The organism is Pantoea sp. CFSAN033090 (assembly GCF_001264395.1).
GTDB lineage: Bacteria > Pseudomonadota > Gammaproteobacteria > Enterobacterales > Enterobacteriaceae > Pantoea > Pantoea agglomerans.
Genome location: NZ_LGYX01000013.1, coordinates 1 through 24177 on the forward strand (window position 1 = coordinate 1; position 24177 = coordinate 24177).

22 protein-coding genes are annotated in these 24177 nt (G+C 54.5%); 10 read left to right on the forward strand and 12 right to left on the reverse strand.

Features of this window, described 5'->3' with window-relative positions; genetic code table 11:
* Positions 1–49: 49 nt before the first annotated feature.
* From AFL22_RS13010 to ascB, 4 genes are all read left to right on the forward strand, one after another.
* Positions 50–394, forward strand: a complete 345-nt coding sequence (locus tag AFL22_RS13010; protein WP_033780256.1) for a YebG family protein — start codon at positions 50–52, stop codon at positions 392–394.
* 615 nt (positions 395–1009) lie between these two features.
* The gene (bglG, locus tag AFL22_RS13015) at positions 1010–1843 is read left to right on the forward strand and encodes a transcriptional antiterminator BglG (protein WP_010247080.1); all 834 of its coding nucleotides are present in this window, start codon (positions 1010–1012) and stop codon (positions 1841–1843) included.
* 137 nt (positions 1844–1980) lie between these two features.
* Positions 1981–3843 carry a PTS beta-glucoside transporter subunit IIABC gene (gene bglF / locus AFL22_RS13020; RefSeq protein ID WP_052271549.1) on the forward strand — a complete coding sequence of 621 codons (1863 nt, stop codon included), beginning with the start codon at positions 1981–1983 and terminating at the stop codon, positions 3841–3843.
* A gap of 12 nt (positions 3844–3855) precedes the next feature.
* On the forward strand, positions 3856–5250 hold the full coding sequence (ascB, locus tag AFL22_RS13025) for a 6-phospho-beta-glucosidase (RefSeq protein WP_052271550.1): 1395 nt from the start codon (positions 3856–3858) through the stop codon (positions 5248–5250).
* Between the two features lie 68 nt (positions 5251–5318).
* Here ascB and AFL22_RS13030 read toward each other — a convergent pair whose 3' ends face one another.
* Complete coding sequence (locus AFL22_RS13030; RefSeq protein WP_052271551.1) at positions 5319–6446, reverse strand: Fic family protein; 1128 nt, start codon at positions 6444–6446, stop codon at positions 5319–5321.
* Positions 6447–6968: 522 nt separating this feature from the next.
* Here AFL22_RS13030 and AFL22_RS13035 point away from each other — a divergent pair.
* Positions 6969–8909 (forward strand): methyl-accepting chemotaxis protein, encoded by a 1941-nt coding sequence (locus tag AFL22_RS13035; RefSeq protein ID WP_052271552.1) that lies wholly within the window; start codon positions 6969–6971, stop codon positions 8907–8909.
* 471 nt (positions 8910–9380) lie between these two features.
* On the opposite strand, the gene ugpC is transcribed toward AFL22_RS13035, so the two are convergent.
* Genes ugpC through AFL22_RS13060 form a run of 5 tightly spaced genes read right to left on the reverse strand, consistent with a single transcriptional unit; the run spans position 9381 to position 14410 of the window.
* Positions 9381–10463 carry a sn-glycerol-3-phosphate ABC transporter ATP-binding protein UgpC gene (gene ugpC / locus AFL22_RS13040; RefSeq protein WP_052271553.1) on the reverse strand — a complete coding sequence of 361 codons (1083 nt, stop codon included), beginning with the start codon at positions 10461–10463 and terminating at the stop codon, positions 9381–9383.
* Positions 10464–10465: 2 nt separating this feature from the next.
* Positions 10466–11413, reverse strand: a complete 948-nt coding sequence (locus AFL22_RS13045) for a carbohydrate kinase family protein (RefSeq protein ID WP_010247086.1) — start codon at positions 11411–11413, stop codon at positions 10466–10468.
* Between the two features lie 2 nt (positions 11414–11415).
* Positions 11416–12255 carry a carbohydrate ABC transporter permease gene (locus AFL22_RS13050; protein WP_022624335.1) on the reverse strand — a complete coding sequence of 280 codons (840 nt, stop codon included), beginning with the start codon at positions 12253–12255 and terminating at the stop codon, positions 11416–11418.
* Positions 12245–13153 (reverse strand): sugar ABC transporter permease, encoded by a 909-nt coding sequence (locus AFL22_RS13055; RefSeq protein WP_022624334.1) that lies wholly within the window; start codon positions 13151–13153, stop codon positions 12245–12247. The genes AFL22_RS13050 and AFL22_RS13055 overlap by 11 nt, the downstream gene beginning before the upstream one ends.
* A gap of 9 nt (positions 13154–13162) precedes the next feature.
* Positions 13163–14410, reverse strand: a complete 1248-nt coding sequence (locus AFL22_RS13060) for an extracellular solute-binding protein (RefSeq protein WP_010247091.1) — start codon at positions 14408–14410, stop codon at positions 13163–13165.
* 297 nt (positions 14411–14707) lie between these two features.
* Between AFL22_RS13060 and AFL22_RS13065 the strand changes: the two genes are divergently transcribed.
* The gene (locus tag AFL22_RS13065) at positions 14708–15877 is read left to right on the forward strand and encodes an ROK family transcriptional regulator (protein ID WP_052271554.1); all 1170 of its coding nucleotides are present in this window, start codon (positions 14708–14710) and stop codon (positions 15875–15877) included.
* 42 nt (positions 15878–15919) lie between these two features.
* Here AFL22_RS13065 and AFL22_RS13070 read toward each other — a convergent pair whose 3' ends face one another.
* The 3 genes from AFL22_RS13070 to AFL22_RS13080 all read right to left on the reverse strand — a co-directional run bounded on the left by AFL22_RS13070 (position 15920) and on the right by AFL22_RS13080 (position 18942).
* Positions 15920–17194 carry a Glu/Leu/Phe/Val dehydrogenase gene (locus AFL22_RS13070; RefSeq protein WP_010247095.1) on the reverse strand — a complete coding sequence of 425 codons (1275 nt, stop codon included), beginning with the start codon at positions 17192–17194 and terminating at the stop codon, positions 15920–15922.
* 465 nt (positions 17195–17659) lie between these two features.
* Positions 17660–18049: a DUF1090 domain-containing protein gene (locus AFL22_RS13075; protein ID WP_010247098.1), complete on the reverse strand. Its 390-nt coding sequence runs from the start codon at positions 18047–18049 to the stop codon at positions 17660–17662.
* Between the two features lie 122 nt (positions 18050–18171).
* Positions 18172–18942 carry a MerR family transcriptional regulator gene (locus AFL22_RS13080; RefSeq protein ID WP_033780243.1) on the reverse strand — a complete coding sequence of 257 codons (771 nt, stop codon included), beginning with the start codon at positions 18940–18942 and terminating at the stop codon, positions 18172–18174.
* 361 nt (positions 18943–19303) lie between these two features.
* On the opposite strand from AFL22_RS13080, the gene AFL22_RS13085 reads away from it, so the two are divergent.
* Positions 19304–19699 carry a hypothetical protein gene (locus AFL22_RS13085; protein WP_010247102.1) on the forward strand — a complete coding sequence of 132 codons (396 nt, stop codon included), beginning with the start codon at positions 19304–19306 and terminating at the stop codon, positions 19697–19699.
* A gap of 45 nt (positions 19700–19744) precedes the next feature.
* Here the strand turns inward: AFL22_RS13085 and AFL22_RS13090 are convergent, their stop codons facing one another.
* Together AFL22_RS13090 and AFL22_RS13095 are read right to left on the reverse strand one after the other, a co-directional pair.
* Positions 19745–20218, reverse strand: coding sequence for a nuclear transport factor 2 family protein (locus AFL22_RS13090; protein ID WP_052271555.1), 474 nt, complete (start codon positions 20216–20218; stop codon positions 19745–19747).
* Positions 20219–20273: 55 nt separating this feature from the next.
* The gene (locus AFL22_RS13095; RefSeq protein WP_010247107.1) at positions 20274–20708 is read right to left on the reverse strand and encodes a 6,7-dimethyl-8-ribityllumazine synthase; all 435 of its coding nucleotides are present in this window, start codon (positions 20706–20708) and stop codon (positions 20274–20276) included.
* 390 nt (positions 20709–21098) lie between these two features.
* Between AFL22_RS13095 and AFL22_RS13100 the strand changes: the two genes are divergently transcribed.
* The gene (locus AFL22_RS13100; protein WP_010247108.1) at positions 21099–21806 is read left to right on the forward strand and encodes a phage antirepressor KilAC domain-containing protein; all 708 of its coding nucleotides are present in this window, start codon (positions 21099–21101) and stop codon (positions 21804–21806) included.
* Positions 21807–21938: 132 nt separating this feature from the next.
* On the opposite strand, the gene AFL22_RS13105 is transcribed toward AFL22_RS13100, so the two are convergent.
* Positions 21939–22736, reverse strand: a complete 798-nt coding sequence (locus tag AFL22_RS13105; RefSeq protein ID WP_010247110.1) for a MetQ/NlpA family lipoprotein — start codon at positions 22734–22736, stop codon at positions 21939–21941.
* A 284-nt stretch (positions 22737–23020) separates the two neighbouring features.
* On the opposite strand from AFL22_RS13105, the gene AFL22_RS13110 reads away from it, so the two are divergent.
* On the forward strand, positions 23021–23404 hold the full coding sequence (locus tag AFL22_RS13110; RefSeq protein WP_052271556.1) for a cupin domain-containing protein: 384 nt from the start codon (positions 23021–23023) through the stop codon (positions 23402–23404).
* 151 nt (positions 23405–23555) lie between these two features.
* Positions 23556–24137, forward strand: coding sequence for a DJ-1/PfpI family protein (locus AFL22_RS13115; protein WP_045140103.1), 582 nt, complete (start codon positions 23556–23558; stop codon positions 24135–24137).
* Positions 24138–24177 lie beyond the last annotated feature (40 nt).

The following is a 24177-nucleotide window of genomic DNA, read 5'->3' on the forward strand; positions in this document are numbered from 1 at the left end:
ACCACAACAGGGGAAGACCCATGTATACACAGTACCTGAGGGCGAAAAGATGGCTGTTGAAACAAAATTTGTAGTAGTCAGAAAGGGTGAAGAGAAGATGACGTTTGCCAATAAGAAAGAGGCCGATGCCTACGACAAAATGCTCGATATGGCCGAAGCCTTCACCGACTGGCTGTTACAGCATCAACCTGCAATGGAAGAATCTCAGGCGGAAACGCTGGGCCTGCTGATTGCAGAGCAGAAAGATGCCGTTCAGCATATTCTGCGCACCAGCAAACTGCCAGAAACGGCAGCAGCAGCCGTCTCTCAGCCAGAAGCTGTCTCAGACGATAGCGCGGATGAGCCGCAGGAAGAGCCTGCTGCAAAGAAAGTGCGCGCCGTTAAAGCCGCGTAATCTCAACAGCGCCGGAAGCGAACCTTCCGGCGTTGCTGTTTCTGAATAGCGGTTTGAGCTGTTCTCCTGCTAACTTCTTTACAGATAGTCTTCCTTCCACTCTTTTACCCTGCATAACGGGCTCTGACGCTCAACAGAACGATTTCACACATTAAGGGCTTTCCGTCCGATAAATCAAAACATTGTGATCAGTGACAAAAGCGTTCAAAGCGGTGTGTTTTTAATCGCTAAATGGCAGTTAATGAACACTGCAGTCCATTAGTCGATTTTTCAGACGACCTTCCTCGCATGACTATCTTCCTCCCATAACGTGAGTTTTCATTCCACTGAGCGTCATACCCCTTTTGCTGCCCGGAACCGCACCCCCGGCTTTAATACTGGTCTCGTCCGGCGGGTATCGCCACACGCAGGATGCCTGGGTGACTGAACTCAACACGGTAGTCACTTTTTAAGTTAATAAGAGGATTTCGATCGCTGTCACGCTTTTTGCCCTGACAGATTGAGGTCATGACTAAAACTGATAGAGTTCCCGAACTGGATTGTTACTGCTTAGGCAGGCAAAACCTGACTTCTGGCCTCTGTCGGATGTCAGGTTTTTTTGTTTCTGGGGTTCCGATGAAAATCGCCAAAATTCTTAATAACAACGTGGTGATGGTTCAGGATGAGCAGGGACGCGAACAGGTCGTGATGGGGCGTGGACTGGCTTTCCAGAAGCGCATCGGTGACAGTCTCAACGCTGCGCACATTGAGAAGGTATTTGCGCTGCAAAGTGATCTGCTGGTACGTCGTCTGGAGGAGTTGTTACACCAGATCCCTCCTGAAGTGATGACCACCTGCGACCGCATTATTGATCTGGCAACACAACGTCTGGGGACATTGCAGGAGAGCCTGTATATCACGTTGACCGACCACTGCTACTTTGCCATTGAAAGGCAGAAAAAAGGTCTGGCAATTAAAAATGTGTTGCTGTGGGATATCAAACGCCTCTACCCCAAAGAGTTCGAACTGGGTCAGGAGGCCAGGGCTATCATTTCACGTCGTCTGAATGTCGAACTGGCGGAGGATGAAGCCGGCTTTATCGCGCTACATCTGGTGACGGCGCAGCTCAATAATGAAATGCCGGAAGTGATGCATGTCACCCGGGTTATGCAGGAGATTCTGCAACTGGTGAAGTATCAACTGCAGCTGGAGTACATCGAATCGTCGCTGAGTTACCAGCGTTTTGTCACTCATCTGAAGTTTTTTGCTCAGCGGATGCTGACGCGTACCGTGGTGGACGATGACGATGTATCGCTGCATACAGCAGTAAAAGATAACTATCCCAAAGCCTGGAAATGTGCGGTGAAAATCGCGCAGCATCTGCAACAAAGCTATCAGCGTGATCTGACCGCAGAAGAGATCATGTTTCTCGCCATTAACATCGAACGGGTGAGAAAAGAGGGGCAATAAGCTCCATAAACCGGATTGTTACTGCTTTACGCAGGCAAAACCTGAGCGCGGCCTCTGAAAGGAGGACGTTCTCAGGTTTTTTTCATTTTTGGCTCAGTTAACTGATGTCCGCAGGCATCGGTTGTAAGGAAATCGAGATGGAATATCACACGCTGGCGCAGGATATCCTCAGCCATATTGGTGGCCGGGAGAACATCGTAACTCTGGTTCATTGTGCCACCCGGTTACGCTTCAAACTGAAAGACAACCATAAAGCCGACGCTGAAGGGCTAAAGAAAAATCCGGGCGTTATTATGGTCGTTGAAAGCGGCGGGCAGTTTCAGGTGGTGATTGGCAACCACGTTCATGATGTCTGGCAGGCTGTGCGTAGTGAAGCGGGCCTGGCTGATGAGCTTTCTGCAGCAACAGAAGGGGAAAAGACCGGGGGTAATGTTTTCAATCATCTGATCGACATTGTATCAGGCATTTTTACCCCGTTTATCGGCATTCTCGCCGCCTCCGGGATCCTAAAAGGTTTACTGGCGCTGGCCGTGGTCTGTGGCTGGCTTTCTGTTGAAAGTGGAACGTATAAAATCTGGTTTGCAGCCAGTGATGCCCTGTTTTTCTTCTTTCCTCTGGTGCTGGGCTACACCGCCGGGAAGAAATTTGGCGGCAATCCCTTTATTACCATGGTGATTGGCGGGGCGCTGACCCACCCGACGATGATTGCAGCTTTTAATGCCAGCCAGCAGTCCGGTGAAATGACGGACGCGTTTCTCGGCATCCCTGTAACCTGGTTTAATTACAGTGCGTCGGTTATCCCGATTATTCTCGCTGCCTGGGTAAGTTGCTGGCTGGAAAAACAGAGCAGCCGGCGACTTCCCGCCTCCATGAAAAACTTCTTTGCGCCATTAATCTGCCTGAGCGTCACCGTGCCGCTGACCTTCCTGGTGATTGGCCCACTGGCCACAGGCTTAAGTCAGATACTGGCAAACGGTTACCAGTGGATTTATGCGCTGGCACCCTGGCTGGCTGGTGCCGCCCTGGGCGCGTTGTGGCAGGTCTGTGTGATTTTTGGTTTGCACTGGGGACTGGTGCCACTGATGATCAACAATCTTGCCGTACTGGGGCATGACTCAATGCTGCCCATGCTATTGCCTGCTGTCATGGGCCAGGTTGGCGCGGCGCTGGGGGTGTTTCTGCGCAGTCGGGATGCACGACAGAAGATGCTGGCGGGTTCATCCGTGACCGCAGGGATCTTTGGTATCACTGAACCGGCTGTCTATGGCGTTAATCTGCCGCTGCGCCGTCCCTTTATCTTTGGCTGCGTGGCGGGCGCTATTGGCGGTGCCATTGTCGGCCTCAGCAGCACCCACGTTTATTCATTTGGTTTTGCCAACATCTTTACCATCGCACAGATGATCCCACCTGGCGGTGTGGATTCCACGTTATGGGGCGGTATTGCCGGGACGCTACTAGCGCTGACACTGGGTTGCGGCATGACGCTGGTAGCGGGCATGCCCCGAAACACGGCGCCAGACGCAGCGCTCCCGATTACCCCTGGCGAAGATGACATTCTGTCACCGATGACGGGCACCGTTCTGGGGCTTGGTCAGATTCCCGATCCAACCTTCGCCAGTGGCCTGCTGGGACAGGGTGTGGCCATCATCCCTTCCGACAACAAAGTGATTGCGCCTTTTGCGGGTGAGGTGGCCTCCCTGTTTCAGACCCGACACGCCATAGGGCTGCTGAGTCACAGCGGGATTGAGCTGTTGATCCATGTGGGTATCGATACCGTCAGGCTCGACGGCAAACCTTTCACGGCACATGTACAAGTGGGCGACACATTCAGGGCCGGCGATCTGCTGCTGGAGTTTGATCGTCAGGCCATTCTTGATGCCGGATATGACCTGGCAACACCGATCATTATCACTAACAGCGATGAGTATCCTGAGGTGATGACTGTGGCAGGGACCGCGGTCACTGCAGGTACGCCTTTACTCAGCGTCACTCGTCAATAAAAGGAGAACAGGATGAAAACTTTCCCGGATTCATTTTTATGGGGCGGTGCTGTTGCCGCTAATCAGGTTGAAGGCGCATGGCGTGAAGAGGGCAAAGGCCTCTCAACCTCAGACGTTCAGCCACAGGGAATCTTTGGCCCGGTATCGGAGCGCATTGAGGGCAGCCAAAGCCTCAAAGACATCGCGATCGACTTTTACCACCGCTATCCGGACGATATCAGGCTGTTTGCAGAGATGGGTTTCAGCTGTCTGCGGGTTTCCATCGCATGGACGCGCATCTTCCCGAACGGTGACGAGCAACAGCCCAACGAGGCTGGTCTGGCCTTTTATGACCGGTTATTCGATGAGCTGGCCGCACATCACATCACCCCACTTGTTACGTTGTCACATTATGAAATGCCCTGGCACCTTGTGAAGCAATATGGTGGCTGGGGTAACCGCCAGGTGATTGGCTTCTTCGAGCATTATGCCCGTACGGTGTTTGCCCGCTACCGGCAGAAAGTCAGACTCTGGCTGACCTTTAACGAAATTAACATGTCGCTTCACGCGCCGATGACCGGTGTGGGTCTGCCGGAAACCAGCAGCAAAGGCGAGGTGTATCAGGCGATTCATCATCAACTGGTCGCCAGTGCGCTGGCGGTGAAAGCCTGTCGCGAGATTAACCCGGACGCCAGCATTGGCAATATGCTGCTGGGAGGGCTGGTCTATCCACTCAGTTGTAAGCCTGACGATGTGCTGGAAGCGCTGCAGGAGAACCGAAAATGGCAATTTTTTGGCGATGTTCAGTGCCGTGGTGTTTATCCGGGTTATATGTTGCGGTTCTTTCGCGAGAATAATATTCAGCTGGATATCACGGATGCCGATCGCCAGATACTCCAGTCGACCGTCGATTTTATCTCGTTCAGCTATTACATGTCCGGCTGCGTGACCGCCGATGAGACACTGAATCAGCAGATGCGGGGTAACATTCTGAGCATGGTGCCCAATCCTCACCTGCAGAGTTCTGAATGGGGCTGGCAGATTGACCCGGTGGGCTTGCGGACCTTACTGAATCTGCTGTGGGATCGTTATCAGAAGCCGCTGTTTATTGTTGAGAACGGACTGGGCGCCAAAGATATACCGGATGCAACGGGCGTCGTGCAGGATGATTATCGCATCAGCTACCTCAACGATCATCTGGTTCAGGTGCGTGAGGCCATTGACGATGGCGTGGAGGTCATGGGGTATACCAGCTGGGGGCCTATCGATCTTGTCAGCGCATCAAAAGCCGAATTGTCTAAGCGTTACGGTTTTATTTATGTTGACCGCGATGATACTGGTGAAGGTTCGCTGGCCCGCAGCCGGAAGAAAAGCTTTTACTGGTATAAAGATGTCATTGCGACCAACGGGGCTTCACTTAAAGAGTAATTGCCGCACTCAGGAGTACATCACAACGATCGCGATGTACTCCCGGTTAGCAGTTAAAACAGCCTGGCTCAGGGCGTCTCGTGGGTGTTAACCTGATAGCGGGTACTCCTGCCTCCGCCTTCAAGCCGGTAAAGGCAGCCTTTTTCAACCAGATCGGCCAGATGACGGGTCGCGGTGGCTTTACTCACTTTGGCGACCTTCTGGTACTGACTGGCGCTGATCCCCAGTTCGAAACCCTGCTCGCCGCCATCCAGCAGCCGGTTCAACACTTTCACCTGTTCCGGACTCAATCCCATCCCCTGATGCCGCAGCCAGAAACGCGCTTTCATCTGAGTGCGATCGATGACGTTCATCGCCTGTTGCAGACTCTCATCCAGGATATCAAGAAACCAAACCAGCCAGTGGGTGATATCCAGGCCGCCTTTCTGCGTCTGCTCAAGGATGCGGTAATAACCGGCACGCTGCGTCAGAATGGCGGGTGACATGGCATACAGCCGGATGCTCTGACTGTCGGCCTGCGCCAGCGCCAGATCGGTTAAGGCACGCGTGATACGACCATTACCATCATCAAAAGGGTGCAGGGTGACAAACCAGAGGTGGCAGATGGCGGCGCGCAGCAACGGGTCCAGCATCACATCATGCTGACTGCTGTTGAACCACTCAATAAACTGCGCCAGCTGCGGCTCCAGTCCCTGTCGCGGCGGCGCTTCAAAATGCACCGTGGGACGATCGATGCGACCTGAGATGACCTGCATCGGCTCACTGCCGCGCAGCGTGCCGACGCTCAGGCGCTGCACCGTCCACTCATCGGCCGGGAAAAGCCAGCGATGCCACTGACAGAGACGCTCAGGCGTCAGCGGCTGGCTGCGGTTATTGATGGCATCGAGCATCATGGCAGCCAGGCCTTCTGAACGATCGGAGACCGGATAAGGCTGCTCTTCCGTCACGCCTAACCGACGCGCCAGCGATGAGCGGACCGATTGCACGTTGACCCGCTCCTCTTCAATCGCGGAAGAGGAGAGGATATTGCTGAGCAGGGTATCCAGCGTCTGGGTTTCACTGTCTGAATGCAGGCTGGCACGGCCCAGCAGCAATCCGCGCTGCTGCTGCAGATGGCGCAGGCGCGGTAACAGCACGGCGTCCTGCCACTGAAAATGGGGCCAGTCCGGCTGTTGCCAGATCCAGGTAACGCTCATAATCGGCTCACGCTAAGGGTAGATGAGCCGAATAAAGAAGGTTATTCGGCTCACACAATGAGTCGATAATAGCGAATATTTGGCTCACAGGCCAACCCGGCTGAAGTGAGGGCAAAAAAAAGGACCCGAAGGTCCTGTTTGCTTAGCGGGAGAACTGCATAAAGGTGTCTGAATAGTAGTGAACGATCCAGGCGACATACGCCAGCCAGACAACCATCCCGACAGCTAATCCTGATTTACCGATCATTGTTCTATCTCCACTGCGATAAGGGGGCTACAGCAACTGTTGACATAAACTGACAGTAATGGCGGGCACCAGTATTGTTGCAGATCAAAAAAAGGCCGTTCATTCACAGCGCCATAATCCCTTTGCGATCAACTTCCCGTAATCACGCGCTGTGAGACCCCCATCACGGCGGGGAAATGGCCATTAAAGTTCAAAAAAACGCCGCCGATAGATGATCTCAGGAGCACCATAACTACAAGGAGGTATTGAGCCAGGTAAATTTCAGGGGAAGCACTATGGTCAGTCAGTTAACACATAAGAAAAGAATGAGTACCCGTGCCCAGATGCTGATCATGGGTGGTTTAACGATAGTGCTGGGATTTACCGTGACGATTGGGGTTCTCAGCTGGCAATCCGGTAAAGAGCAGAAGGCGCTGGCCGAACAATATCTGCAGCAGATTGCGCAGAGCCGTGCCTTACAGGTGCAGCAGGAATTGAGCCATGCACGTGATGTCGCGAGTCACCTCGGACAAAGTCTGATTGCCTTGCCCCACGTCGGCATTACCGATCGCAAAGCGGCCGATAAGGTGATGGAGTATGCGCTGCGTGCTAACCCTGACTATCTGTCGATGTCAGTGATATTTGAACAGAATGCGTTTGATGGCCGTGATGCCGAGTTCGCTTCACAGCCAGGTCAGGCACCGCAGGGCCGTTATGCCTTTTTTGTGGATCGTGACGCGGCAGGAAAATACGCGATGCATCCGCTGCTCTCCTATCTGACACCGGGTCAGGGCGATTACTATCTGATCCCGCAAAAAACACAAAAAGATACGCTCACAGAACCCTATAGCTATGCCTATAACGGCGTGCCAACATTGCTCACCTCCGTCGCCGCCGCGATTATCGATCAGGGCACACTAAAGGCGATCGTTACCTCTGACATTTCACTGGCATCACTGCAACAGAAAGTGAATCAGATCAAACCCTGGCAGGGAAGCGGCTATGCGCTGCTGCTTTCTCACGGCGGGAATGTGGTCTCTTCGCCGGTGAAAGATGAAGCCGGGAAGCCCTGGAAAGGCGAAAAAGAGGGTTTTACGTCAAAAGTCGTCCAGCGATTTGATGCCGTGCTGGGTGAAGACGCTTTGGTCACCTGGCAGCCGGTGATGATAGGTAACAGCGACAAACCCTGGTATCTGGGCGTGGTTGCACCGGTCAGTCAGGTGATGGCCGCCTCAAACCGGCAGCTGATGTGGGCGGTGATCCTGATGGTCGTGAGCGTTCTGCTGGTCGGGACGGTGCTGGGCATGCTGTTCAGCCGTAAAGTGTTGCGTCCGATTGGCGGTGAGCCGGCTGAAGCGGCGCATATTGCGCTGGCCGTCGCCGATGGCAAGCTGGATAACGCGATTGTGGTGAAAAACGGCGATCGCAGCAGCCTCTTTTTCGCCCTGGATACCATGCAAAGCCAGCTCCGGCAGATTGTCGGGCAGATTAAAGATTCCAGTGAATCAGTACGCCAGGGGGCGGGTGAAATTGCCAGCGGAAACCTCAATCTGGCGTCACGCACCGAACAACAGGCCGCCGCGCTGGAGCAGACCGCAGCCAGCATGGAGCAGATCAGCGCCACGATTCGCCTGAATGCCGATAACGCGCAGCAGGCGACCAGCCTGACTGAAAACGCTACCCACATCGCCAGTCGTGGTGCCTCGCTGGTGGGTGAGGTGGTGCAGACCATGGCGCAGATCGATGACAGTTCGAAAAAGATCGGCGACATTACCACCATGATTAACAGTATCGCCTTCCAGACCAATATTCTGGCGCTGAATGCGGCGGTGGAGGCTGCACGCGCCGGTGAGCAGGGACGCGGTTTTGCCGTGGTGGCTTCTGAAGTGCGTAATCTGGCCCAGCGCAGCGCGAACGCGGTGAAAGAGATCGGCGCACTGATTGAAGAGTCGAGCGTACGGGTCGAGAGCGGCGTCCGGCTGGTAAACGATGCCGGTAAAACCATGCAGGAGATGATGCAGGCGGTGAATTCGGTGCAGGGGATTATCGGTGAGATTGTTACAGCATCAAGCGAACAGGCGCGTGGCATCAGCCAGGTAACGATTGCCGTCAATGAAATGGATGGCGTCACTCAGCAGAATGCCGCGCTGGTGCAGCAGATGTCGGCTGCCGCCAGTTCGCTGGAGGATCAGGCGCAGCAGCTGTCACAGACGGTAGAGCAGTTTCATCTGGCGTAAGCAGGCGTATGTTTCCTGATCCAGACTCTGCTTCACAAAATAAAAAACCCGCCGCTGGCGCAATGCTGATCAGTTAAGATTAGATTTGTAAAGGCTGTCACGGTTAAACGTCACAGCCTTTTTTTCCGGGCGAGCGAGCCGCAGTGCGGGCCAGCGCACCTCTGCTGCTGCCGGGCCGTCCTCGCGCCGCTCACGCGGTACCTTCGGCTTTGACGTCGTGCCGACGAACCGTTCGGGGATCGGCCCTCCCTGGCCGGCCCCGACCTGTCCACGCTTCCCGGCGTGGACTTCTGGCCCACCGTCACGCCTCAGCGCTGCGGATAGCCCTTTCAGCAGCAGAGGCGCTCAGGCCTCCACTCTCGTGCCCTTTTTTAACAATACACACTGAAGTTTCAGAGCAGGCCCGGCACCAGACTGCGTTATCACCTGTCGCTTAACTGACTGACATTACCGCTGGCGGGTTTATTTTTATCACTGTTCCGTCAGCCGCATGCCGCTGCTGGCATCAAACAAATGCATTTTATCCGGATTAACGGTCACCGGCAGCGTGCCGCCAGGCACGGCATCGCTGCGGCCGGTCAGTTGCATATGCAGCGGGAAACCCTGCCATTTCAGATGTAGCAGGGTCGATTCGCCGGTGATCTCAACAATATTGACCGCCGCCGGTTGCCCGCTGGCATCAAAAATCAGATCGTGCGGACGTACGCCAAGCGTGACCGGCTGATCGGCCTGCTGCTGTGCCGCACTGTGCCAGCGACGCGGCAACGGCAGCCACTGCTCGCCACAGCAGACGCCAGGCAGGCCATCGCGTGTCTGGAAACGGGCATCCAGCAGATTCATCGGCGGTGACCCGATAAACCGCGCCACGAAGGTGTTTACCGGGCGGTCATAAATCGCCAGCGGTGCACCCTGTTGCACAATGACCCCTTCTTTCATCACCACAATCTGATCCGCCAGCGTCATCGCCTCGACCTGATCGTGGGTAACATAGACCATGGTGGTTTTGAAACGTTGATGCAGCGACTTAATCTCGGCCCGCAGCTCCATGCGTAACTGCGCATCAAGATTAGAAAGCGGCTCATCAAACAGAAACACCTGCGGATTGCGCACCATGGCGCGGCCCATCGCCACGCGCTGCCGCTGTCCACCCGACAACGCTCTTGGATAACGCTGCAGCAGCTGATCGATGCCGAGAATGCCGGCAATGCGGGCGATTTTGCTTTTTTGCTCCTCGCGCTTCACCTTTTTCACCTGCATGTGAAACGCCAGATTCTCCGCGACGGTGAGATGCGGATAGAGCGCATAGCTCTGAAACACCATGGCGATATCCCGGTCAGCAGGATCGAGATCGTTAATGCGTTTTTTATCCAGCATGATCGCCCCGTCAGAGACGGTATCCAGACCGGCAAGCAGCCGCAGCAGGGTTGATTTGCCGCAGCCGGAGGGGCCAACCAGCACAGTGAAACTGCCATCAGGGATGGTTAAATCCAGCGGGTGCAGCACGCTCTGTTTACCGTAGCGCTTCGCCACCTGTACAAGTTCAACACTGGCCATGGTCAGCGCACCTCATTTGATAGTTGGAGTTGTTGCCAGCTGGGATAGCGGCGCGGAGAGCTGCTTATCGCCTGTGATGCCACTTCAATGCCCCAGCGCAGCGCCGTGTGCGATGGCTGGTGATAGAGCAGTGCAGTAAGAAAACCGGCATTAAAACTGTCACCGGCACCAATGGTATCTACCACCGTCACCGGCTGGGCAGCAGCATACTGCACAGAGGCGGCAGACCAGAGACGTGCGCCCTCTGCGCCACACTTAATCACACAGCCGCCGCGACCACTGAGCCGGGCCGCCAGCTGTTTACCGCTTTGATCCAGCAGTTCTGCGCCCGATAAGCCCAGCGCTTCCACCTCATTCAGCAGCAGCCAGTCACAGTCCGCTAACCAGTTGCCAATCTGTAAGCGAAGCCCATCGCTCCAGCCCGCAGGCGGCCAGCCGGTATCCACGGCGACACAGAAGCCACGCTGTTGCAGCGCGGCCAGCAGCGCCGGGTAGTGATCATAGAGTTCCAGACAGAGAAAGGTGCCGCACAGCAGGACGATGTCGCCCGGCGTCGCCTGCGACGGCAACTGGGCCAGCACATCGTCCGCGGTCAGCACGGTAATATGGCCGTGATTGCTGAGAAACGAGCGTTCGTTATCGGGATGGGTCACGCCTACCGTCAGCGAGGTTTCACAGGCATAGCGCGGCCAGTATGCAGCGCTATGAGGAAAGTGACTGGCGAGCCAGTGACTGAAGCCATCGTCGCCCTGATTGGCAATGGCCCGATGCGGCACCTGCATCGCCTCCAGCGCCAGCGCACAGTTACCTGCGGACCCGCCGGGACGTAACTCGCTGTGCTGCAGCATCACTTCCGTGCCGCGCTGCGGCCAGTCGCTGAGCGTACTCATGATTAAATCAACATTTATATTGCCCACCACATAGAGGGTGGGCGTGAGGGTAGTGACCATAATTATCCCTTACTTCCGCCGCTGGTGAGACCGCTGACCAGCGTCTTCTGCAACCAGATGGCAATAAACAGTGGCGGCACCGAAGCCAGAATGCCGATTGCCGCGATCAGCCCGTCATCGGTCGCGCGTCCTGCGGTAAAACCGGCAATGGCGACCGGCAGGGTCTGTGCCGAAATATTGCTGGTGAACAGCAGCGCGTAGAAAAACTCATCCCAGGCGAGCAGCCAGCCGAACAGCGCGGCAGCGCCCAGCACCGGCTTTGCCAGCGGCAGCGTAATGCGCAGCAGAACCTGCCAGAAGCGCAGGCCATCAAGCCGTGCTGCCTGTTCGATATCACGTGGCAGTGAGTCGAACTGGTTCTTCAGCATCCAGGTCAGAAACGGCAGGATCAGTGAGCAGTAGACCATCACCAGGCCGGGACGGGTGTTGAGCAGCCCCAGTTGTTGCAGCAGAAAGTAGAGCGGCAGCACAAACGCCACGGGCGGCACCATATAGATTGCCAGAGCGCCGGAAAGCCAGGCATCACGACCACTGTAGCGTGAGAAGCTGAACGCCGCGGGTATCGCCAGCAGCAGCGAGATCGCTGTGGCCACCGTCGCCACCAGCAAACTGTTACCCAGCGCGTGCAGGAAAACGTTGCCGGGCTGATTTGGTGCCAGCGAAATCAGCCCCTGATAGCGGCTGAAATCCCACTGACGCGGCAGCCACTCCAGCGGCACGCGGGAGAGATCGCTGGCAGAACTGACGCTCATCAGAAACAGCCAGCCCATCGGGGCCAGAATGCTGACGGCGACCAGCAGCGCAGCCCCGTAGCGCAGCACCCGTCGCAGTTTAGTTTTCATAAGCGGTACTCCGGCGGCGCTGATGCCATAACATCAGCAGATAGAGCGTGATCAGAAGGGCGCACATCAGGGTCATCAGTATCGCGTAGGCGGCACCGCTGCCGGCACGCAGATAGCTGAACGACTCCTGATAAACGAAAAAGCTCAGGGTTTTGGTGCTGTCCACCGGGCCGCCGCGCGTCATCACGTAGATGATGTCGAAGATTTTAAAGGCATCGATGGTGCGTAACACCAGCGCGACGCCGAGCGGTGCAACAATCGCCGGGAAGGTAATCGCCCGGAAACGCCGCCAGGCGGAGGCACCGTCCAGTCGTGCCGCTTCAAACAGATCCTCGGGGATCGACTGCAGCGCCGCCAGCACCAGCAGGGTGACCAGCGGATAGTTTTTCCAGATATCCGCAAACATCACCGCGTTGAGCGCCGCCTCCGGCGATCCCAGCCAGCTGCGATAGCCGTCAATGATGCCGAGCTGGCTGAGCAGGGCGTTGATGCTGCCGTAATCAGGGTTGAAGTTGAGCCGCCACATCATGGCGTTGACGATGGTCGGCAGCGCCCACGGCAGAATCACCAGCACCCGCAAAACGTTGCGCCCGATGAATTTCTGATTCAGCAGCAGCGCCACCAGCACGCCGATAATCCCTTCAACGGTGACAGACACAAGGGTGAAATAGAGTGTGCGCCAGATCGACGCCCGAAAGTCGGGATCGCTAAGCGCATAGAGATAGTTTTCCAGCCCAATCCAGGCAGGCGTTTCACCACTGCCAATCAGCGCAGCATCGGTAAAGCTGAGCCAGATGGTACGCAGCAGAGGCCAGGCGGTTAACAGCAGCATCACCAGCAACATGGGTGCCAGCAGCACCCATGCCTGACGCTGTTCGCGTTGACGCAAACTCAGCATCATAACTCCTTAACGCAGCCGGGCGGCGCTTTTATCAACCGTCGCCATCGCGTCCTGCGCCGGGGCTTTACCCAGCAACACCTGCTGTAACTGCTGTTGCAGCTGGTTCGACAGACGGGAATAGTCAGCGGTCTCCGGACGTGACAGCATCACGTTTAGCGATTTGTCCGCCGCGGCAATCAGGCTCTCCTGATCCTTTTTCACTGCTTCATCCTGATAAGAGGATTTCCAGATCGGCAGGCTGAGCTTCGCATACTGATTCTGTACCGGCTGTGAGGTCATGTACTGAATGTACTGCCACGCCTCGTTGGCATGGGTGCTGCCTTTGGTGATCCCCAGCCCCATTGAGCCGTTTACCGCCCCCACTTTTCCTGGCGCATCGCCGGGCGCAGGCATGATCCCAACGTCGCCCGCCACTTTGCTCTGCTTCGGATCGTTCGCCATGTTGTACATGTAGGTCCAGTTCAGCGCGAAAGCCGCATCGCCATTAGAAAACGATTTACGCACATCCTCTTCCAGATATTCACGCGACGCCGGGTTACTCAGGCCCTCATCGAGCGAGCTTTTCATCAGGTTAAGCGCCTTGAGTGAAGCCGGGCTGGAGAAGTTAAGTTTGCCGTTCTGATAGAACTGACCACCAAAGCCTGAAACAAGCGTGGTGTAGTCACACACCAGCGCCTCAGCCTGGGACCAGCTCCAGACCAGCGGCCAGGTGACAATCTTTTTATCCTTGATGATCTTCGCGTCATCCAGCACCTGCTGCCAGGTCTGTGGCGGCGTGGTGATGCCCGCTTTAGCCAGCATCGCTTTGTTGTAGTAAAGGTATTTGGTGTCGAGGATCCACGGCATACCCAGCGTTTTACCTTTGTAAACCACGGTGTTCATCGCGCCCGGGAAGACCTTCTCTTTATCCTCTGGCGTAATGCGTGCGCTGACATCCTGCAGCAGATCGAAACGGGCGAATTCCGCTGGCCAGATGGCATCGAACAGCACCACATCATAGCCATTGCCGCCCGCGCCACGCGCCGCCACAATCTTGTCGTGCAGCGCCTCATAAGGAACAAACTCCAGATTGACGCTGACATCCGGGTGCTGCTTCTGAAAATTTTGCGTCATCGCACGAATATCATTTTCGCTGTAAGCCGCCTGGGTCATAAACAGGGCATTGATCTGGCTGGCCGCCGCCGCGCTGCCTGCGCTTAACATCAGTAAGGCGGCAAAACCGGCTTTTAGTTGGGGTGTGTAACGCTGTGACATGGTCTTCTCCACTGTGCAGCAACAGGCTGTCGATTAATTAAATCAATTTGATTGATTTAATCGGGGGCGTAATTTTGGTCAGTGGGTGAACTGACCTGTCTGAATCTAAGCAAACGGCGTGCCACAGTGCCGGAGGGCATAGCAACAAAGCCGTAACAACGCTGAAACTCAGACTGCGCTTTTATGGCAAAATTGCCTATCCTGATGCGCGAGAATTGCGTGCAGCATCAAAGATATTGTTTGCCCGAATGCATTCGGAGACCAATACTGTCGGGTCCCGCTGAAATGGAAAACAACATGAAAACCTCGGGTACCAACCTTGAACATGCGCGGGCGCACAACCGGCGTGTGGTGATTGAAGCCATTCGCCTGCACGGTGAACTGACCCGTGCCGAACTGGCCCGCATGACGGCACTGACGCCGCAGACCGTCTCGAATATCGTGGCGGAACTGGAGCAGGCCGAACTGCTGACCAGCCGCCAGCCGCGCCGCAGCGGGCGTGGTCAGCCCTCAATTCCGGTTACGCTCAATCCCACCAGTGCCTGGTCGATCGGCATCCATCTTGATCACCAGACGCTGCTGCTGGTTCTGGTCGATCTCAGTGGTGAAGTGCGTTTCCGCCGCCTCGTTCTGGTGCAAAAGCCTCAGCCTGCTGCCACCCTGGCGTGCATTGCCAGCGTGCTGGAGGAGATGCGCGCCTTCCTGGGTACTCAGTGGCAAAAAGTGCTGGGGATTGGCGTGGTGATGCCAGGGCCTTTTGGTGTGGAGGGCATTTCATCAGTGGGGCCGACCACGCTGAACGGGTGGGAGCAGGTCGATATTGAGGCTGAACTCGCCGCCATCAGTGGTCTGCCGGTGACGCTGGAAAATGATGCTACGGTCGCCGCCATCGGCGAACGCTTTCACGGCACAGCGCGCCACCTGAACTCCTTTATCTATCTCTATATCGGCACCGGCCTGGGCGCGGGGATCTTCACTGATGGTCATATCTATACCGGCCACGCTCATAATGCGGGCGAAATCGGACACATTGTGGTCGAGCCGGGCGGTCGCGACTGCTACTGCGGAAATCAGGGCTGCCTCGAGCGTTACGTCTCGCTGCAGGCCGCTTATGAATTCTGCGGTCTCGATCCAATGCGGGCGCTGCCCGAAGATCTGTTACAGATTGAACCCGCGCGTTTTACCGCATGGATTGAGAATGTGACGACGCCGTTACGTCAGGCAATCAATATTCTGGAGTCGGTGTTTGATGCTGAGGCGGTAATTATTGGCGGGATGATGCCTGCGCCGTTGCTGGAGCAGATGGTGCAGCGATTGCCGCCGCTTTATCAGTCGGTGCGCGGACGCTATCTTAACGATATGCGACTAAAAATTGGCATGACCGGCAGCGATACAGCCGCTCTCGGCGCCGCCGCTTTACCGATTTTCGATGAATTTAATCCGAAGTTTCAGGTGCTGATGAAGTAGTCAGGGAAAAGGGCGCTGCTGCAGACAACAGCGCCACAGGCATTAACCCGGGTAGATACCGCGATCTTTACGCGCCATCAGAATACGCTCACAGGCCACGATATAGGCCGCGGTACGCAGCGAGCAATCTTTCTCCTTCGACTTTTCCCAGACGTGTACCATCGCTTCCGTCATGATCTTGTCTGAGCGACGATTGATCTCATCTTCGCTCCAGAAGAAGCTGGCCATGTCCTGAACCCACTCGAAGTAGCTGACGGTCACGCCACCGGCATTACAGACCACGTCCGGCACCACGATAATGCCGCGGGTGGCCAGCATGTCATCGGCATCCGGATAGGTCGGGCCGTTTGCGCCTTCCAGCACGATTTTGCAGCTCAGGACTTCAGCACGCTCGCGGGTAATCTGACCTTCCAGCGCCGCCGGGATCAGAATATCCATCCCTGTGGTCCAGAACGCCTCTTTATCAATGCTCTGCGCACCAGGGAAACCGGCAATCTGCTTATTGGCGATCTGCCATTCGGTCAGGGCAGCCATGTTGATGCCATCGGCATTAAACAGCGTCGCGGTGTGATCCTGAATCACTACCACACGAGCACCCGCCTCATCAAACAGGCGTGCCGCTTCGCTGCCGACGTTACCGAAACCCTGGACCGCAACGCGTGCGCCTTCAATTTCAATACCTGCACGGCGTGCCACTTCGCGTCCGGTAATAAACACGCCGCGACCGGTGGCTTTTTCACGCCCCAGTGAACCGCCCAGATGAATCGGTTTGCCCGTGACAACGCCGGTAATCGTTGTGCCGTGGTTCATGGAGTAGGTATCCATCATCCACGCCATCACTTTGCTGTTGGTCCCGACATCTGGCGCAGGAATATCTTTTTGCGGCCCGATGATGATGCCGATCTCGCTGGTGTAACGGCGGGTCAGTCGCTCAAGTTCACCGTCGGACAATTTGAACGGATCAACGCGGATGCCGCCCTTAGCGCCGCCATAAGGCAGGTTAACCGCCGCACATTTGATGGTCATCCATGCGGAGAGCGCCATCACTTCATTAAGGTCGACATCCGGATGGTAGCGAATACCGCCTTTTCCTGGGCCGCGCGAAAGGTTGTGCTGAACGCGATAGCCTTCGAAATGGCGAATTGAGCCATCATCCATCTGGAGAGGAATATCAACAATCAACGCACGTTTTGGATGACGCAAAGTATCTATCCAACGTGAAAGATCGCCCAGATAGGGCGCAACCCGGTCGATTTGCTGTAAATAGGTGGACCAGGCAGATGTGCTGCTTTCAGACGCATAAGATAACTTATCCATAAAAAACCTTTCTTAATGAAGTTATTTATTGTGTGGAGCCGTGGATGGAGAGCGCATTGCATTGCGCCGACATAATCTAACACTACTGAAACAAATAAGATGTGGCATCAGCCATGCCACATCGCTGTAATGCCCTGTTTTGGGGCAGGGTGAGTGAATAGATTAGTATTGCTGACCCCTTACAGACGAATAAAGATGCGCGTGGAGTGCGTATTTTCTGCATAGGACAGGAAATATCGCTATCTTTCAAATCTTTGAGGGCGTTCAAAAAGTTAAATAATTGATCGTAACCATGTTGACTTTACTGCACCAATTAAGTGCATGAGAATAAGTAATCAAAGGATTACATAAAGTAATGGATTGGACGTTAATAGCGCAGGCTAATCAGGTATTTAGAAAGGAGTGAGGGTCAGGGCTGGGGAAGGGAGAATAACGGGCCAGCGCAGTGGCTGGCCAGAATGAGGTTTACTGATGCAGTGCCTGCTCGGCTTCTTTCAGTTCCTGGCGAGCGTCAGCCAGTTTATCTTCGCGCTTCTGGATCTTGCTGGCGCTGCGGCCTTCAGCTTTCGCTTTAGCCAGTTCCTGTTCGCGTTCCTGTACCTTCAACTTTTTCTCTGCCACTTTTTCCTGACGCTGCTTTAGCAGACTGCTTTCGGTACAGTTCTGATTCACTTCGCTCAGCGCTTTTTCAAGGCCGGCAACCTGATGGGTATTATTGTGCTGGCGGGCAAAAGAGAGCTGGGTCTCAATCTCCTGCTTTTTGGCTGCACAACCGGTCAGGCCAGAGGCCGCGTGAGCAGCAGTAAAAGTGAGTGGTAACAGGAGAAGGCTGAAGGTCAGTAAGGTCTTTTTCATCTTAGTCTCGTCAATGAGTCAGGGTTGTGGCACCAGTATACGGAACCACCTTAAGAGATTCTTAACGAAAAAAATTATTTACTGGCGCGGAAAAACAGGGGTAAAGAAGGCGCTGCCTGCTGTCAGGCAGCGCTGGAGGCGTTGGATTGGGCAAATTGCAGGTTACAATCAGGTCCACTGAGCATTACCGGATGACCATCCAGACTCTGCTGTTCAAAATAGTCCTGCATCTGCTGGCTGATGCCGGCACCACACCACATCACATGATGCTGATGGAGGTCAGTTTTAACGGCTGGCTGTCCGGTTGCACGCGAGTCAACCTCGACATTAAAGCCCATCGCAGTAAGACGAATCGCTTCAAGCCAGATTTCGGTTTTATCAAGTACGCTCACCGCTTCCAGAAACAGAGGAATGGAGGATTCGTTGCGCGATGAGGCGCGCATGACTTTATCCGCCTGCTGCTGCACGGTTTGCTCAAAACGGTTGAGGCGACGTGACGCTCCCCGACGGAGATCGGCGTAAAGCCAGGCGCTCAGCGGCCGCAGCAGATTAATGACGAAATCATCACCGCTATAATGGCTGGACATCGTGTGCATCTGGCGTGAAAGCGACAGCGGTGTGCCAAATTCCAGTTGCCAGAGCAGGTCGCCTTTGCGCGCCGCCCAGCCATAGGTGGTGACCGTCGAAGCAGCCTGCTGACCTTGCCAGATTTCGTCGAGCGTCGCGCCAGTCGCTGTTAAGCCAACCAGGGTCTGGATTTCACTGAGGTGATGATCACTCCAGCGTTCCTGATACTGCTGCGGCGTCAGTAATCCCTGCTTCATCCAGCTCTTCAGGTTAGCGGGATGGGTGCCGGTTATGGCGCAAACAGTATCGGTGGTATAAGAATGCATATCGTGCCCTCTGTAGAGGGGAAGGCCGCCGGGATTAACCGGGGATGAACCACCACTATGAACCTTATAACAGTCAATTAACAGAGGCAGAGTTAAGGCAAATCGGCGCTATGTGCCTGTGACGCTACGCTTATTCGTTGTTATTCTCCGATTAAATTTATGCTGATCAGCAGGTTAAAAGCGCTGCGATCAGGCAATAAAAATACTGTGTATTTATTCAGTAAATATTCTTTACGCAAATATACCGGGAAATCGGTACTTTTAAGCCTATTTTAAGAGCATGCCGACTCTTATCCCCCTTACATCCTCCCGCTAAATCGCTAAAATAGCGGGTTCTGATGATCAGGAGAAAGAGTGCCCAATGCGTTATCGTTTTAGTCTCGCCGTTGTAACGGTTGCTGCTGTACTGACTGGCTGTGCAAAACATGCCGCCAGCGATGCGCCAGATGAATTTGCTGCTGGCCCGACGCAGATTGATGTCTCACACATCAAGACCCGCGCAGATGATGGCTCCAGTGTATTCCTGACTGTAGATGGTAAAGACGCCGGCAGATTGCCTAACGGCGAAAGCATGCTGCTGCATGTTCCGGCCGGAAAACACCAGGTCGGTGGCTATGTACCCACTCTGTTTGGTATGGGTCGGGTGACCATTGCACCGGTAGAAGTGACCACGTCACCGGAAGATGTTAAAAAAGTGGCTTATACGGTCACACGCAACAAAGCGACCTTTGTTGAGAACAAGGACGAGCAGGGCTGAGTGGATAACGGCGGAGAGCTGCGCTCTCCGCTGGAAGGGCTGGCACTATAATCCCAGTTCGCTCAGTGAAGGATGGTCGTCAGGGCGTCGGCCCTGCGGCCAGTGAAACAGCCGCTGTTCTTCACTGATTTTCAGATCATTGATGCTGGCATAACGCTGCTGCATTAAACCTTGCTCATCAAAGGCCCAGTTCTCGTTGCCATATGAGCGATACCACTGCCGTTGCTCGTCATGCCATTCATAGGCGAACCGCACCGCAATCCGGTTCTGGTCAAAACTCCACAACTCTTTAATCAGCCGATACTGCTGCTCCCGCTGCCATTTTTGCTGCAGGAAGGCGATGATTTCTGCCCGGCCGGTCAGAAAGGTATCGCGATTGCGCCATTTACTGTCCGCTGAATAGGCCAGAGCGACCCGCTCCGCATCCCGGCTGTTCCAGCCATCCTCAGCCAGCCGGACTTTTTCAATCGCCTGTGCAGCCAGGATAAATGGCGGTAGAGGCGGACGTGTATTTTCCAACTTTCTCTCCTTAACAGCGCAGGCAAACGCATTGTCAGCATTCGTTACAGTCGTATCAGAGTTCCAGGGCGTGAATCTGGCAGACGGCACGCGCCGCTTCCTGACCTTTTTTCACGAAATGCTGAGTATAGAAGTCGATAAACTCGGCCGATGGCTGGAAATTATGCGGCGTGAGTGACACCGAGAAGACGGGCACATTGGTTGCCAGCTGTGCCTGCATCAGACCACTTACCACAGCCTGCGCGACGAAATCATGGCGATAGATGCCGCCATCCACCACCAGTGCTGCACAGACAATCGCATCGTAGTTGCCGGTCTGCGCCAGGCGTTGCGCCAGCAGCGGCATTTCAAAAGCGCCCGGAACATCCCATGTTTTAATCTCATATGAGGTACCGCGGCTTTCCAGTTCCTGTTCGAATCCTGTCAGAACCTGAGAAACGATTTCGCTGTGCCAGTTAGCTTTAATAAAGGCGACTTTCAACGGCTGCATGACTTACTCCAGTAAAAGGTGACATCCAGTGGTAACGGGCCAGATTGCGCCTCTGCACCCCGAATCAAAAATAGTGCGCCCGGCAGGCCAGTAACCTGCTGACAGCCTTCACTATACTGTAATGTAAAGAGTCTGTGTCCATCATTGTGATTATATGTAAATAACTGAGCGATGGCTTACCCGCTTATGCTGCAGCAAAAGCCTGCAACGTCTCCTGCAAGGTATTCCACACGCACGCTTCAGCCCGCCAAACCGCCTCACACCCTGTTGTTTGCGTAACAGCTTCCAGTTACGTTATTGCTTAAATAAAATACTGGATATTTGAACAGGTGTTTGTATAATTAATCGACTGCCCGCCGGGTATTGGTAGCGTTAGCGAGGGGTGAACCCATGATGATTTCAACTGAAAGCCTCAAATCTCTGGAACAATCGGTCACAATGAGCAGTCGTGAACTGGCTCAGATGACCGGTATTACACACGGAGAAGTGAAGCGGTTAATCAAAAGTCTGGAGACGGCTCAGCGTCTCTCCCAGCCACTCAGCGTGAATGAGTATGAGCGGGAAGGGGAAGTGCGTCAGGAGTACCGTCTGTGCAAGCGTGACTCGCTGCTGGCCGTGGCACGCCTGTCGCCAGGCTTCACTGCAGAAGTGCTGGATCGCTGGCAGGATCGCGAGAAGACGACCCATCTGCCTGACTTTACCAATCCGGCTGAAGCCGCTCGCGCCTGGGCTGAGCAGTTTGAACAGCGTCAGGCGGCGGAGCAGCAGCTGGCTCTCTCGGCACCCAAGGCGGCGTTCTTTGATAACTTCGTTGAGGTTGATGACTCGCTGGGCTTTCGGCAGCTCTGCAAAATGCTGAAAGTGAAAGAACCGGAGTTTCGCCAGTTTCTGCTGGAGCGCAACATCATGTATCGCGCAAAAGGCACCCTGACGCCGCAGCACTACCATATGCAGGCCGGCTACTTTACGCTGCATACCGGCACGGGCGAAAATCAGCACGCTTTCTCTCAGGCACGTTTTACGTCTAAAGGGGTGAAATGGGTCGCCAGTCTGTGGGCAGGGCACCTCTCTGCTCAGCCAAAAGGCGCAGCTGCGTAACCGTTCCTGTGATCTTGCGGGCTGGCGCGGATGTATAAGTGCTGGCAGATGTGCCTGTAAAAGTGCAGATATAAAAAAGGCCGCAACAGAGTGCGGCCTTTTTTGATCGTTAATGATCGATTATCGGGCAACTCACCAGCCTTTAATCGCATCACCCTTGTAAACTTCTTCGGCTTTGGCCGCCACCTCCGGTGACTGCAGCGCTGACTTCAGCTTCTGAATTTTATCGCTGTCTTTATTATCTTCACGTGATACCAGCGCATTGACGTAAGGCGATGAGGCACTTTCCATAAATAAGCCATCGCGGTGCGCTGATAATCCAGCCTGAGCCGAGAAATTAGTATTAATGATCGACAGGGTCACGTTGGGATCGTCTAAGGTGCGGGTCAGCTGTGGGGTGTCCACTTCAACCAGCTTCAGATTTTTTGGATTTTCGATGATATCCAGTGAGGTCGGTAAATAACCCACATCCGGTTTAAGTTTAATCAGACCCTGCGCCTGCAGCAGCAGCAGGCTGCGTCCCAGCGTGGTGGCTTCGTTAGAGATGGTGATAGTGGCACCATTCTGCAGCTCACTGATGTTCTTGATTTTGTGCGAATAGGCAGCAATCGGGAAGACGAACGTTTTACCCACTACCGCAAACTTATAGCCGCGCTCTTTAGACTGTGATTCCAGATAAGGCAGGCTCTGGAAAGCGTTAGCATCAACTTCTTTGTTATTCAGCGCTTCATTTGGCAGCACATAGTCATTGAAGTTAAGCACTTCGACATCCAGCTTGTATTTATCTTTCGCCACCTGCTTTACCACCTGCCAGATTGCTTCATCAGGCCCGGTATTAATCGCAACTTTAACTTTGTTATCGTCATCTTTTGAGCAGGCGGATAATAGTAGAACAGAACTGGCGAGTAATGCCGTAAACAGACCTTTCATTATCAGAAATCCCTCAGGTGGTTGATGGCTTCAAAGATAATACAGAACTCACAGGTTGCGTACTGACTGAGGAATATATCTTATAACCACAACGCAAATATTGAACATTAATTAATCAGTAATTCAGCCAGTCCGCTAATGGCCGGTTTTCATCCCTCTGTTCGCTGGCGGAAAATTCCTGTTAACAGGCTTATTAAAACGCAGGCGGGCATCAACACAGTTTTCTTCTAAGCTTACTTATCGGTCACTACTGGCATTCTATTGATTATTAACAGGGATTAACCATGTCGAAGCAAGATAACGAAATTAACGCGGTTGAAGTGATGCGCAGCAGCCAGGCCTGGAACGGTGACGTTCTTGAAGCCTATCCCACCGGCGAACCTGAGCTGACCGTTATGCGGCTCTCGCTACCTGCCCATACGTCATTGCCCTGGCATACCCATCCAATGCCGAATGCGGCGTTTATTCTTTCCGGCACCCTGATTGTTGAGGATAAAGAGAGCGGCGAACAGCGCACCTTCCATGCGGGTGAAGCCCTCAATGAGACGGTCAACAGTGCGCATCGCGGTTACACACTGGATGAGCCAGCCGAACTGGTGATTACCTATGCCGGTGTAAACGGGCAGGAACTGACCGAGCCACTGCCGGGCGAGCCGGAAGAGTTTTAAACGCACTTACTTCATGACGCACCACGGTAGTGTCGCCCGCTGCCGTTTAAAAACCCTGCTCAGACTTGATTCGGATCAGTAAAGGGTGCGCCTGCACAGACCAGGATTAAACGCTCTCTGCTTCATCCACACCAATTAAAAAGGAATTTTCATGGATAAGAATGTTGCTCTGCTGCTTGCCCCTGGCTTTGAAGAAGCTGAGGCTATTATCACTCTCGACATCCTCTCACGCCTGGGCGTTCAGGTTACAACCCTGGCCTGTCAGCCCTATCGCGAAGTGAACAGTTATCATCATGTGAAGGTTGTCGCCGATGAGCTGCTGGAGGCGAATCGGGACAGGCTGTTTGATGCGGTGATTGTGCCGGGTGGTCCTGACGGCAGCAAAAATCTGGCGGCAAATGCGGCAGTGATAGATTTTATTCGCCGCCATGATGAGGCGGGCCGCCTGGTCTGCCCAATCTGCTCCGCAGCGGCCAGAGTGCTGGCGCCACAGGGTCTTTTAAGGGGGCGTCGCTATGTCAGTTCTGGGACTTCATCAGAAGGTGTTACCGATGGCGTTTACGTTAATGCCTCGGTAGTGAAAGATGGCAATCTGCTGAGTGGACAGGATCTGGGCGCGGCGTTTGATTTCGCCTTCGCGATCGCTTTTATCCTGACTGGCGACGCTGATAGTGCCACCGAGCAGGCTGAACATATCAGTCACAAGCTTAAGGTGGATTTCGCTAAGCTTTAATGAGCGGTGTTTCGCGCCCTTAAAGCGAGATGCTGGCAGG

Excerpts from the sequence above, each read along its gene's own strand:
- AFL22_RS13010 (WP_033780256.1), top strand. The coding sequence starts at position 50 with ATGGCTGTTGAAACAAAATTTGTAGTAGTCAGAAAGGGTGAAGAGAAG.
- bglG (WP_010247080.1), top strand. The coding sequence starts at position 1,010 with ATGAAAATCGCCAAAATTCTTAATAACAACGTGGTGATGGTTCAGGAT.
- bglF (WP_052271549.1), top strand. The coding sequence starts at position 1,981 with ATGGAATATCACACGCTGGCGCAGGATATCCTCAGCCATATTGGTGGC.
- ascB (WP_052271550.1), top strand. The coding sequence starts at position 3,856 with ATGAAAACTTTCCCGGATTCATTTTTATGGGGCGGTGCTGTTGCCGCT.
- AFL22_RS13030 (WP_052271551.1), bottom strand. The coding sequence starts at position 6,446 with ATGAGCGTTACCTGGATCTGGCAACAGCCGGACTGGCCCCATTTTCAG.
- AFL22_RS13035 (WP_052271552.1), top strand. The coding sequence starts at position 6,969 with ATGGTCAGTCAGTTAACACATAAGAAAAGAATGAGTACCCGTGCCCAG.
- ugpC (WP_052271553.1), bottom strand. The coding sequence starts at position 10,463 with ATGGCCAGTGTTGAACTTGTACAGGTGGCGAAGCGCTACGGTAAACAG.
- AFL22_RS13045 (WP_010247086.1), bottom strand. The coding sequence starts at position 11,413 with ATGGTCACTACCCTCACGCCCACCCTCTATGTGGTGGGCAATATAAAT.
- AFL22_RS13050 (WP_022624335.1), bottom strand. The coding sequence starts at position 12,255 with ATGAAAACTAAACTGCGACGGGTGCTGCGCTACGGGGCTGCGCTGCTG.
- AFL22_RS13055 (WP_022624334.1), bottom strand. The coding sequence starts at position 13,153 with ATGCTGAGTTTGCGTCAACGCGAACAGCGTCAGGCATGGGTGCTGCTG.
- AFL22_RS13060 (WP_010247091.1), bottom strand. The coding sequence starts at position 14,410 with ATGTCACAGCGTTACACACCCCAACTAAAAGCCGGTTTTGCCGCCTTA.
- AFL22_RS13065 (WP_052271554.1), top strand. The coding sequence starts at position 14,708 with ATGAAAACCTCGGGTACCAACCTTGAACATGCGCGGGCGCACAACCGG.
- AFL22_RS13070 (WP_010247095.1), bottom strand. The coding sequence starts at position 17,194 with ATGGATAAGTTATCTTATGCGTCTGAAAGCAGCACATCTGCCTGGTCC.
- AFL22_RS13075 (WP_010247098.1), bottom strand. The coding sequence starts at position 18,049 with ATGAAAAAGACCTTACTGACCTTCAGCCTTCTCCTGTTACCACTCACT.
- AFL22_RS13080 (WP_033780243.1), bottom strand. The coding sequence starts at position 18,942 with ATGCATTCTTATACCACCGATACTGTTTGCGCCATAACCGGCACCCAT.
- AFL22_RS13085 (WP_010247102.1), top strand. The coding sequence starts at position 19,304 with ATGCGTTATCGTTTTAGTCTCGCCGTTGTAACGGTTGCTGCTGTACTG.
- AFL22_RS13095 (WP_010247107.1), bottom strand. The coding sequence starts at position 20,708 with ATGCAGCCGTTGAAAGTCGCCTTTATTAAAGCTAACTGGCACAGCGAA.
- AFL22_RS13100 (WP_010247108.1), top strand. The coding sequence starts at position 21,099 with ATGATGATTTCAACTGAAAGCCTCAAATCTCTGGAACAATCGGTCACA.
- AFL22_RS13105 (WP_010247110.1), bottom strand. The coding sequence starts at position 22,736 with ATGAAAGGTCTGTTTACGGCATTACTCGCCAGTTCTGTTCTACTATTA.
- AFL22_RS13110 (WP_052271556.1), top strand. The coding sequence starts at position 23,021 with ATGTCGAAGCAAGATAACGAAATTAACGCGGTTGAAGTGATGCGCAGC.
- AFL22_RS13115 (WP_045140103.1), top strand. The coding sequence starts at position 23,556 with ATGGATAAGAATGTTGCTCTGCTGCTTGCCCCTGGCTTTGAAGAAGCT.